The following is a 10,441-nucleotide window of genomic DNA, read 5'->3' on the forward strand; positions in this document are numbered from 1 at the left end:
CATAACTCTCAGGAGTTCTCGTGTTGTCCGACGTCAATTCAATCCAGAGCAAGATGCATCGGGCGGGGCATTACCCCTTGCCTGTCGCGCAATACTTGCGCCTGCGGGAACGCGTGCCTCCGCTTTATGGGCTCCTGGCGGTCAACGCGGGCATACTTGCCTATACGCACCGTGCCATGGCGCCCGGATTTCTGACGCTGACGGTGCCGGCAATCCTGATCGCCGCTTGCTTGATTCGCATGCTCGTGTGGCTGCGCCCCATCGGGCAGCACGACCTGGAGGCGGAAACGGCGCAGCGTCGCATGCGGGGCGCGTTCTGGCTATCGCTGATCTTCGCCATGGCGTTTACAATCTGGTCGCTGTGTCTCGATCGCTACGGCGGGCCTTACGAGCATGGCCATGTCGCGGTGTTCGTCTCGGTGACAGTGCTCGGCTGCGTGTTCTGCCTGACTTTCCTGCCCGCAGCGGCCCTGATGATCTGCCTCACGGCGCTCGGCATGTTCCTGGTTTATTGCGTTACGACGGGTTCGGCGACGCTGACCGCCGTGGCCGTCAACATCGCCCTGGTGGCAGCGGTCATCCTCAAGATCCTGCGCGACACTTACGCATCGTTCGTCGAGCTGGAAGCCGCACAGCGCGCGCTGCGGATGGAGCGCAGACAGGCGCAGGCCCTCGGCGACGAGAACGCCCGGCTGGCGCAGACCGATGCCCTGACCGGATTGCCCAACCGACGGCACTTCTTCGCCGCGCTCGAAAATCTGCTGGAAAGCGCCGAACCTCAGGTTTTCTGCGTCGGCCTGATCGACCTAGATCGGTTCAAGCCCGTGAACGACACGTACGGCCATGCCCAGGGCGACCGGCTGCTTCAGGTCATCGCCACGCGCCTGATCGCGCAATGCGATCCCTCGGTGACGGTAGCGCGCCTGGGCGGCGACGAATTCGGCTTCATCGTACCGGGCGGCCCGGACGAGGCGGAAGCGATCGCGCAAAAGTTCTGCACCGCGATTCGCAATCCGGCGCGTCTGGGCGAAGTGACGGTTGCCGTAGGAGGCTCCGCCGGCATCGCCATCTATCCCGAAAGCGCCCGAAGCGCGCACTCGCTCTACGACCGCGCCGACTTCGCCCTCTACCATGCCAAGAATCACCGGCGCGGACAGTGCGTGCGCTTTTCCGACCATCTGGAAACCCTGATCCGTTCCGAGCAGGCTCTCGACGCCGCGATGCAGAGCGCGGACCTGCCGCAGGAGCTGTCGGTCGTCTTCCAGCCGATCATCGCCACCGAAAGCAACCAGCCGGTCGGCTTCGAGTGCCTCGCCCGGTGGACATCGCCTTCCCTGGGCATGATTGCACCCGAAGCGATGATCGCCTCGGCCGAGCGCGTGGGCCGCGCCCGAGAGGTAACCGTGGCGCTCTTCGACCGCGCCCTCTACGCCCTGTCCCGCCTTCCGCATCCGCTCACGGTGTCCTTCAACCTTTCCGGCCATGACATCTGCGATGCGGAGACCATCGCCACCCTTCTCGAACGAATCGAGCGCAGCCCCTGCGACGGACGGCGTCTCCTGTTCGAGATCACCGAGACCACCCTCATCGCCGAAGTCGAGACCGCGCGCGACGTGCTCGAGAGGCTGCGCGCAACCGGTGCCCGCATCGCTCTCGACGACTTCGGCACCGGCTATTCCAGCCTGTCTTCCCTGCACCAGTTGCCGCTGGACATGGTCAAGATCGACCGCAGCTTCGCGCCGCGGCTAGACGAAACCGTGGGTCGCCGGCTGATTTCGGCCATCCGCAACCTGGCCCGCGCGCTATCGCTCGAATGCGTGATCGAGGGGATCGAGACCGAAGACCAGCTCCTCAGCGCCCGGATCGCCGGGTTCTCGCTCGCTCAGGGCTTCCACATCGCCCGTCCGATGACGCTGGACGACATGCTGAGCCGGGTAGAGTCATCCTCCAAGGCCTGGCAAATGGCCTGACCCCGTCAGTCTCAGCTGTTCCCCCGCGTGCCGTAATCGATGCGGATACGCACCCAGACGCCAAGCTGCGGCTTGCCGTTGATGCGGGGCGGCAGCACTTCGAACTGCCAGGCCGCATTGAGCACGGCGCGTCCGAAGCCGGATCCGCGCGGCGATTCGCCCAGGATCTGACAATTATCGACCTTGTAGTGTTCCATGGTCTGGCAGGCGATCATGCCCCAGCCGGTGTTAGGCCGCTTTTCCGGGAGATAACCGCCAAGCTGCGCATCGGTCGGCCTTTTGAACCAGTCCGCATTGTAGAGCGTCGCGCCGCCCGGACCTTCGCCGGGCCCGTAGGTTCCGCCCGAGCCACCCGGCGCCGGCGCGCCCTGTGCCGGACCCTGCCCTTTCATCTTGCCGATATCCGCCGCCGCGAATTCCTGGCTGGACAGCTTCAGGAAGGTAAAGGCGGGCTTCTTCTCGACCGGCTTTTCAATCGGCGGCGTCGGCACCTTTTCCTGGACAACGGCAGCCTTCTGCTTCTGCTCGACCTTCTTTTCCTTGCGCTGCTTGGGCGCGGCAGGTTTTTCGCCGCCCTTGTCGCGATCGTGATCGACGACATCGAAAGTCGTGAGCGAGGTCGTTTTCTTCGCCAGTTCGGGAACGAGCCCGGTCTGATAGAGCGCCAGCAACAGCGCAATAAGGATCAACCCCGCAGAGAGGATCGAAGATATGAAGCGTTGGCGCGGCGACCCGGGCTGATAGCCCGTTGTCACCATCTCGGATTCGGCGGGCATGGCGCGGCTTGAATAGGGCGCTTCCCCTCCCTCCGCAATTACGGCCTTGCTGCACGTTCATTGCAACGCGGAGTGTTGCGCTAAAAGCCCATCACATGTGGGACCGAGATGGCCGCGCGCTTGGGCACTCTGGCGAGCGCCACGCCGGCTGCCGACATCATCCAGTGAGCCCCAGGAACCGGAACGGGGCGTGCTCCACGAAGTCTTTGTTCGCTTCGCCCGAAAAGGTGTGATCCTGGTTCGGGCCCAGGTCGAGCATCTTCACTTTGCCCGTCTCCTTGGAGAAATCGACCTTCTTCAGATCCACCCAGAACGTGTTGGGGGTCAGTGCCGATTCGAAGAAGTAGAGCCGACGCTTGTGGTCGAACACGGTGCGCCAGCGGGTCGAGGAGATGTTCGGCTCTTCCGGGGTGTTGATGCCATAAGGTACGGAGACATTCCGTATCACGCTGAACACCGCCGCCAGCGCCTTGTTCGGGTCCGGCTCCTTGGGAATGGCATTGATGTAGAACGAGGCCCGCGCAAAACGGTCCGCCGCGCGGTTGGTGCCCGGCAGCATGGTCGTGCCGCCGATCCCCTTCCAATAGGTATTCAGTGCCAGTTGCTCGTCATAAGTCGGCGAATTGGTCATGACCTGGAACTGCCGTCCGTGATGGATGACCTGCTTGCCGCCGATATACTCGACGATGGCACTGTCTCCCTTGGCGTCGGACAGGGAAAGATGCACCGTGGTCAGCCGGTTCTCGCCCGGAACATTGTCGGTGACGATCGTGAACGGCTCCTTCTCCAATGCTGCCACGGCCTCGGCGACGGTCGCGAAGTTGTCGAGCGCATATTGCGCCCAGGCGGCGATTGTGAGCCCCGGTTTGCTCTTGGCGTCAAAGGGCGGGTACTGCGATTCGACGAGCCAGAGCATGTTGGCGTTCAGACCCTTCTCGTTCACGCCGTCGGTGCTCGACACGTCGTAACCGCTGACCACGACGCTGCCGTATCTCGACGTCCACCTGATCGAATTCGGCCCCGCTTCGCCGCTGCGGGCCATGCCGCGCGGCAGGATCCACAAGTTGGAGACAATGTCGCTCTTCCAGTCCATCGATCGGGCGGTGATGACGTTGTCACCCGCGCCGAGATAGACCGCACGCGTGCAGGCATCGGCAGCGACCCCCGCCGCCAGCAGGCCCGGCACTGCTAGCGCAAAGAGCGCCCGTCCGAATCTCGTGGGCAGGCGCATGGGCGATTCTCCTCGAGGACGAAGCCCATTCGCCTTGGGCTCTGGAAGTCTGATGGGCGCGCAGGGCCGGAGGCTCGCGAGAAGGACTCGAATTGCGGATCGGCCATTTCGAACCATCGACGATCTCCTGGCGCAGGAATTCGTAACGGCGCGAGCCTATAACCATCTCTCCGGGCCATCAACTGAATAGATGTTCATTCTTCCCCAAGGATCCTCTGCGTTTTTCTATCAAACTTGTCATTTCGATGACAGTCACTATCCGCAGCGCACATACGAAAACGCCGGGCAGATCCTGCCCGGCGTTGGTTTTCTTGCGGGATGACCTCGGGTCAGTAGCGGCGGGCCACCGCGAACTCGACCGCTTCGCACATGGCTTCCCGTGCGGCACCGGCGGGGAAGATCGACAGCGAATCGATGGCCCGCTGTGCATAAAGACGGGCGCGCTCACGCGTGGCTTCCACGCAGCCGTGACGGTTGATCAGCTTCACGGCATGCGCCAGATCTTCGTCCTCGGTACGGAACCCGGCGATGGCTTCCTCCCAGAACTTGCGTTCCTCGGCAGTCCCGCGCGCATAGGCCAGGATCACCGGAAGAGTCATTTTCCCTTCGCGGAAATCGTCGCCCTTGTCCTTGCCCGATTCCGAAGCTTCCGAATCGTAGTCGATCGCATCGTCCACCAGCTGGAACGCGACGCCGAGGTTGCGGCCGTAGGAATCCAGCGCCTGTTCTTCCGCTTCGCTCTTCTCGGCAACGATGGCCGGAATGCGGGTGGCAGCGGCAAAGAGCGCAGCCGTCTTGGAGCCGATGATCTGGAGGTAGTGCTCCTCGCTCGTCTCGATCCGGCGCTGGGCGGTGAGCTGGTCGACCTCGCCCTCGGCGATGATCGAGCTGGCCTTCGAAAAGACCTTGAGAACCTTGAGGCTGCCGTCCTCGACCATCAGTTCGAAGGCGCGGGTGAACAGGAAATCGCCCACCAGCACCGTCGCCGGATTGCCGAACACGATGTTCGCGGCAGCCTTGCCCCGACGCATGTCCGAACCGTCGACGACGTCGTCATGCAACAGCGTGGCGGTGTGAAGAAACTCGACCGCGGCGGCCAGCTTGTGGTGGCGCGTCCCCTGATAGCCGCAGACTTCGGCGGCGGCGACCATCAGCATCGGGCGCATGCGCTTGCCGCCGCCCGAGATCAGGTGCCCGGCCAGCGCCGGAATGAGCGGAATTTCGCTCTGCATCCGGTCCAGAATGACGGCGTTGACGCTGTTCATGCCGGGAGCGGTCAGCGCCAGCATGGGAGCGAGGGTAGGCTGCGACCCGCGTGCGCGCAGGGGGAGGACTTCGGCACTCATCGCCCCGCGCATTGCGCGTTCGGCGCCGGTAACGCAAGAGCGAATGCCATGGGCCGGGTAAACGCCCCGACTGGAAGAGCCGGCAAAGCCGTGCTAGCGGACCTCGCGATGACCCAGGACACTCCCGCAGCCGACCCCGTTCTCGCCGGTTTCCGTGCGAGCATCGACAATATCGACGCCGCCCTCATCCACATGCTGGCGGAACGATTTCGGATCACCCAGGCCGTCGGTGCCTACAAGGCGCAGAACGACCTCCCCGCTTCCGACCCCGACCGTGAGGAACGGCAGATCCTGCGCCTGCGCAAGCTGGCGGAAGAGGCCCAACTCGACCCCGATTTCGGCGAGACGTTCATCCGCTTCATCATCGACGAAGTGATCCGCCACCACGAGCGGGCCAAGAACGAAGCCTGATGAAACCTCGTCCTCCCGGACGTGATCCGGGACGACGCCGGTTCGAAACCTTATTCTTCCACCAGGTCCTGCAGCTTCGACATCAGGGTCTGGATACGCGTGGCCGCCTCGGTGAAGGTCGTCACGTCTTCGCGGTTGTTGTTGCCGCGCGCTTCCTTGGCAGCCTCGACATAGCCTTCGAGATCGGCTTCCAAAGCATCGACGATCATCTCGATCTCGTCCGACGACAGCGACAGGTTGATGGAATCGGTCATGAGGGTGTCCTTGATCTGGTAAACCGCGCCAATGGGGACGAATGACCGCAGCCGCAACCGCTTCTGCGCCGGTTCCCCCGAAAATACCGTCCGAATCGAACTCAGGAATCGACACGCGGCAGCTTGAGCTTGACCAGCAATCCGCCCAGATCCTCGCTCTCGCCCAGTTCGACGGTCCCGCCATAAATTTCCACGACATCGCGCACGATGGCAAGTCCAAGGCCTGTGCCCGGCTTGCCGGTGTCAAGACGGGCGCCGCGATCGAAGATGCGGATGCGTTCGGCCTCGGGGATGCCCATCCCGTCGTCCTCGATCCAGATCTCGCACAAGGGAGAGCCGCGATCGGCATCCACCGTCACGAAGACGCTGCCGCCGCCGTACTTGGCCGCGTTTTCGATCAGGTTGCCGAGAATTTCCTCGAGATCCTGCTTTTCGAGAGCCACGACCACATCCTGGCTACCGTCGAGATCGAGGCGCGCCTGATCGTAGAGCCGCTCGACGGCACGGAGCACCGCTTCCAGGCTGGGCCAGACTTCCGCGCGGGATTGTCCGACTGCGCGGCGCCCTACCGCCCTTGCCCGTGCAAGATGGTGATCGACCTGGCGCCGCATCACGGCAGCCTCCCGGATCACGGTGTCGGACAGGTCCGGCGAGCGCGCCGTCGCGGCATTCATCACAACGGTCAGCGGCGTCTTCAAGGCATGCGCGAGGTTGCCGGCATGGGTGCGGGCTTCCTCCGCCTGCCGCTCCACATGGGCGAGCAAGGCATTGAGTTCCTCCACCAGGGGCTCGACTTCCTGCGGAAGCGGCTGCGTGACTCGGCTGGCGCCCGTTGTGCGCAGCTTCTGGATCGCCCTGCGGACATGGCGCAGCGGGAACAGGCCGTACCAGGTCTGCATCCCTGCCATCAGCAAGAGGCCAAATCCCAGCGCGACGAAGCTGTAGACGAGGATTCCGCGCACCATCTTGATCTGGTCGTTGAGGTCGGCGCGACTGGCGGCCACCGTGAACATCCACTGGGCATCGCTGCCCGGCAGGATCACGGCGCGCTCCATCACCCGCAAAGGCTCTCCCGGAAACTGGTCGCTGTCGTAGACGTGCTGGTGCGAATCGAAATGGTCCGGCGGGACGTCGATGGTGCGATCCCAGAGCGAACGAGACGGGAAATCCTCATGTCCCTTGGCGCGGATCTGCCAATAGAGCCCTGAGTTCGGCTCCAGGAAGCGCTGGTCGCCGAGCGGCCGGATGAAGAAGACCTCTCCATCCGGCCCTATCTCCACAGAGCCGATCATGCCGGTCAGCATGTAGCCGAGCTGTTCGTCGAAATTGCGGGTAATCAGGCCGTTCAGCGTGCGATCGAGTGCCACCCCGCCGACCAGCAGCAGGATGAATATCCACCCTGCCGCGATCAGCATCATGCGGCGCGCCAGCGAGCCGGTATTGGCGGATCTTACGTGCCCGGTACCGCCCTCGCCGGTCCCGACAGGGTGAGCACCGCCGTCTTCGGGGGCCATGGCCGTGCCGCCCGATGCAGGCGAAGCTGCCTCGGGAGAGCCCGTTCCCGGCGCTGGCACGTCAGCCGCGGCCGGGTTCTGCGGGATCGTCGAGGCTGTAGCCAAGGCCACGGATCGTCGTGATGACATCGGCGCCCAGCTTCTTGCGGATGCGCGTGACGAAGACCTCGATCGTATTCGAATCGCGGTCGAAATCCTGATCGTAGATATGCTCGATCAGCTCGGTGCGGCTGACCACCTTGCCCTTGTGGTGCATGAGGTAGGACAGCAGCTTGTATTCCTGCGCGGTGAGTTTCACCGGCTCCCCGGCCAGGGTGACGCGGCCGGAGCGGGTGTCGAGCCGCACGTCGCCGGCCGTCAGTTCGCTGGAAGTGTTGCCCGAGGCGCGGCGGATCAGCGCGCGCAGGCGAGCGATCAGTTCCTCGGTCTGGAACGGCTTGGCCAGGTAATCGTCCGCCCCGGCGTCCAGCCCAGCAACCTTGTCCGACCAGGAATCGCGGGCCGTCAGCACCAGGACGGGGAAGTTCCGTCCTTCCCTGCGCCACATGCCGAGCACGGTCAGGCCATCGATCTCCGGCAGACCGAGATCGAGGATCACGGCGTCATATTCTTCGGTGGAGCCCAGGAAGTGCCCGTCCTCGCCATCGACGGACAAGTCTACGGCATAGCCGGTCTGCTCGAGCGTGGTCTTGAGCTGGTTGCCGAGCGTGGGTTCATCCTCGACGATCAGGATGCGCAATTCGGTGTCTCCTCGGTCAACTGGCCCTCAGGGCGAAATGGGGCGAAAGCCTGGCAGCGTCAAGCGACGGGAACCGCCAAGGTTCCAGCGCCTCGCCATGGAGCCCGCCCGCGGTAACGTCAACGGCGGCAGCCAGAGGTGCAAACGGCCAAGTCCACCGTCAGGCGCCGAAATGCGCTTGCGTCAACGCGACTGCCCGATCACCCGGCCCGTGCGTGCATCGACATCGACGAAGTAGACGCGGCCGTTCTGGATGAACTTCAGACGATAGGCCATCGCCGCGGAATCGTAGTCCGGGCCGAGGTATTGCTTTCCGGTCATGCGCGGCAGCACGATCTGCTCGATCTCGCGGATCGACAGGATGTTGCCGGCCCGCCGCTCACGGCGCACTTCGCCTTGCTCGCCGCCGGGATCGGCATGCGCGGTCAAGGTGGGCACGAGCGACCCGATGGCTGCCAGAGCCAGCGCGGCCGGAGCCGCTAGGAAGGAAAGAGCCTGTTTCATATCGACTTGCTGCCTAACCCTGCCGCCTTGAACAAGTCCTGAATGTGGCAGGAAGGCGGCACTGCCCAGCCGGTGTGCCCCAAATCACACGGCAGCATCGTTCCGCCGCGCAGCTTGCCAGAACCTGCCCCCTGCCTGTAGGGCGCGCTTCATGGCAATCGCACCGATCCTCAGCTGGGAAGGCCTCGGCCTTATCCAGGGCTCCGGCTGGCTCTTTCAGGACCTCGACATCAACATCGCCCCGCGCGACCGGCTGGCCCTGATCGGCCGCAACGGCGCGGGCAAGACGACGCTGCTCAAGCTGATCGCGGGCTCGGTCGATGCCGACAAGGGCACGCGCTCGGTCCAGCCGGGCACCCGGGTCGTCACGCTGGAACAGGACCCGTTCTTCACCGGGTTCGACACCCTCCTCGATTTCACCATCCACGGGGACGATGCCCCGCCGCGCCATGAAGTCGAAGCCATCGCCGACCAGTTGGGCATCGACCTTTCGCGCGAAGCCAAGAGCGCCTCGGGCGGCGAGCGCCGCCGCGCCGCGCTGTGCCGCGCCCTCGCCTCCGAGCCCGACCTGCTGCTGCTGGACGAACCGACCAACCACCTCGACCTTGCAGCGATCGACTGGCTGGAATCCTGGCTTCAGCGCTACAACGGCGCCTTCGTGGTGATCAGCCACGACCGGACTTTCCTGACCCGCCTGACCAATGCCACCCTCTGGCTCGATCGGGGCAGCATGCGCCGCAAGGACATCGGCTTCGGCGGCTACGAAGCCTGGGAAAACGAAGTCTACGCCGAAGAGGAGCGCGCCGCCCAGAAGCTGGACGCCAAGCTCAAGATCGAGGCGCACTGGCTGGAACGCGGCGTCACCGCAAGGCGCAAGCGCAACCAGGGGCGCCTCGCCAAGCTCTGGGAAATGCGTGCGCAGCGCGCCGCGATGATGGGGCCGCAAGGCGCCGCAAAGCTTGCGGTGGTGGCGGATGACAGCAAGACCAAGTCAGTCATCGTCGCCGAGCACGTCACCAAGCGGTTCGGAGCCGGAGACGGTCAGCGCACGGTCATCAAGGACTTCAACTTGCGCATCCAGCGCGGCGACCGCATCGGCGTGGTCGGCGCGAACGGATCGGGCAAGTCCACTCTGCTCAAGCTGCTCATCGGAGAAATCCAGCCCGACGAGGGGAAAGTGACGCGGGCCGCAACGCTCGACGCCACCGTCATCGACCAGCAGCGCAGCCGGATGAGCCCGGAATTGCGGATCCGCGACGTCCTGGCCGAAGGCGGTGACTGGATCGACGTGGTCGGCGTGCGCAAGCACATCCAGGGCTATCTCAAGGACTTCCTGTTCGATCCCGGCCTGGTCGAGGCGAAAGTCGGCACGCTTTCCGGCGGCGAACGCTCCCGCCTGCTGTTCGCGCGGGAGTTCGCGCGGACGTCGAACCTGCTGGTGCTGGACGAGCCGACCAACGACCTCGATCTCGAAACGCTGGACCTGCTTCAGGAAGTGATCGCGGACTATGACGGCACGGTGCTGATCGTCAGCCACGATCGCGACTTCCTCGACCGCACCGTCAACGTCACGCTGGGCCTCGACGGTTCGGGCCATATCGACGTGATCGCCGGCGGCTATGCCGACTGGGAAGCCAAGCGCCGTGAACGCACCAGTGCCGGAAAGGCCAAAGCCAAGGGCGAAACCGCCCCCCCG

General features: G+C 64.3%; 10 protein-coding genes. 3 read left to right on the forward strand and 7 right to left on the reverse strand.

Annotation, left to right across the window (positions count from 1 at the left end; translation table 11 throughout):
- Nucleotides 1–23 precede the first annotated feature (23 nt).
- Entirely contained in the window at nucleotides 24–1,970 is a 1,947-nt protein-coding gene (locus tag L284_RS29815; protein WP_021232965.1) for a putative bifunctional diguanylate cyclase/phosphodiesterase, read from the forward strand.
- Between the two features lie 11 nt (nucleotides 1,971–1,981).
- On the opposite strand, the gene L284_RS29820 is transcribed toward L284_RS29815, so the two are convergent.
- The 3 genes from L284_RS29820 to L284_RS29830 form a co-directional block, all read right to left on the reverse strand.
- A complete protein-coding gene (locus tag L284_RS29820) occupies nucleotides 1,982–2,746 on the reverse strand; it encodes an energy transducer TonB (RefSeq protein WP_021232966.1) in 765 nt (254 codons plus the stop codon).
- 157 nt (nucleotides 2,747–2,903) lie between these two features.
- Nucleotides 2,904–3,977 carry a linear amide C-N hydrolase gene (locus L284_RS29825; RefSeq protein WP_031341591.1) on the reverse strand — a complete coding sequence of 358 codons (1,074 nt, stop codon included), beginning with the start codon at nucleotides 3,975–3,977 and terminating at the stop codon, nucleotides 2,904–2,906.
- Between the two features lie 329 nt (nucleotides 3,978–4,306).
- Nucleotides 4,307–5,323: a polyprenyl synthetase family protein gene (locus tag L284_RS29830; RefSeq protein WP_031341593.1), complete on the reverse strand. Its 1,017-nt coding sequence runs from the start codon at nucleotides 5,321–5,323 to the stop codon at nucleotides 4,307–4,309.
- A 108-nt stretch (nucleotides 5,324–5,431) separates the two neighbouring features.
- Here L284_RS29830 and L284_RS29835 point away from each other — a divergent pair, with 108 nt between their 5' ends.
- Nucleotides 5,432–5,734: a chorismate mutase gene (locus tag L284_RS29835; protein WP_031341594.1), complete on the forward strand. Its 303-nt coding sequence runs from the start codon at nucleotides 5,432–5,434 to the stop codon at nucleotides 5,732–5,734.
- Between the two features lie 50 nt (nucleotides 5,735–5,784).
- Here L284_RS29835 and L284_RS0123765 read toward each other — a convergent pair whose 3' ends face one another.
- The 4 genes from L284_RS0123765 to L284_RS29850 form a co-directional block, all read right to left on the reverse strand.
- The gene (locus L284_RS0123765; RefSeq protein WP_031341595.1) at nucleotides 5,785–5,988 is read right to left on the reverse strand and encodes a hypothetical protein; all 204 of its coding nucleotides are present in this window, start codon (nucleotides 5,986–5,988) and stop codon (nucleotides 5,785–5,787) included.
- 101 nt (nucleotides 5,989–6,089) lie between these two features.
- Nucleotides 6,090–7,406: a sensor histidine kinase gene (locus L284_RS29840; protein ID WP_040712611.1), complete on the reverse strand. Its 1,317-nt coding sequence runs from the start codon at nucleotides 7,404–7,406 to the stop codon at nucleotides 6,090–6,092.
- Between the two features lie 157 nt (nucleotides 7,407–7,563).
- Nucleotides 7,564–8,241 carry a response regulator transcription factor gene (locus L284_RS29845; RefSeq protein ID WP_021232972.1) on the reverse strand — a complete coding sequence of 226 codons (678 nt, stop codon included), beginning with the start codon at nucleotides 8,239–8,241 and terminating at the stop codon, nucleotides 7,564–7,566.
- A gap of 183 nt (nucleotides 8,242–8,424) precedes the next feature.
- Nucleotides 8,425–8,745 (reverse strand): PepSY domain-containing protein, encoded by a 321-nt coding sequence (locus L284_RS29850; protein ID WP_021232973.1) that lies wholly within the window; start codon nucleotides 8,743–8,745, stop codon nucleotides 8,425–8,427.
- A 151-nt stretch (nucleotides 8,746–8,896) separates the two neighbouring features.
- Between L284_RS29850 and L284_RS29855 the strand changes: the two genes are divergently transcribed.
- Nucleotides 8,897–10,441, forward strand: a 1,545-nt coding sequence (locus L284_RS29855) for an ABC-F family ATP-binding cassette domain-containing protein (RefSeq protein WP_021232974.1), incomplete at its 3' end; no start/stop codon positions are given.

It is taken from the genome of Novosphingobium lindaniclasticum LE124 (assembly GCF_000445125.1).
GTDB lineage: Bacteria > Pseudomonadota > Alphaproteobacteria > Sphingomonadales > Sphingomonadaceae > Novosphingobium > Novosphingobium lindaniclasticum.

What these genes read in the sequence shown, in the direction of transcription:
- L284_RS29835 (WP_031341594.1), top strand. Translation starts at nt 5,432, where the DNA reads ATGACCCAGGACACTCCCGCAGCCGACCCCGTTCTCGCCGGTTTCCGT.
- L284_RS29850 (WP_021232973.1), bottom strand. Translation starts at nt 8,745, where the DNA reads ATGAAACAGGCTCTTTCCTTCCTAGCGGCTCCGGCCGCGCTGGCTCTG.
- L284_RS29840 (WP_040712611.1), bottom strand. Translation starts at nt 7,406, where the DNA reads ATGATGCTGATCGCGGCAGGGTGGATATTCATCCTGCTGCTGGTCGGC.
- L284_RS0123765 (WP_031341595.1), bottom strand. Translation starts at nt 5,988, where the DNA reads ATGACCGATTCCATCAACCTGTCGCTGTCGTCGGACGAGATCGAGATG.
- L284_RS29825 (WP_031341591.1), bottom strand. Translation starts at nt 3,977, where the DNA reads ATGCGCCTGCCCACGAGATTCGGACGGGCGCTCTTTGCGCTAGCAGTG.
- L284_RS29830 (WP_031341593.1), bottom strand. Translation starts at nt 5,323, where the DNA reads ATGAGTGCCGAAGTCCTCCCCCTGCGCGCACGCGGGTCGCAGCCTACC.
- L284_RS29820 (WP_021232966.1), bottom strand. Translation starts at nt 2,746, where the DNA reads ATGCCCGCCGAATCCGAGATGGTGACAACGGGCTATCAGCCCGGGTCG.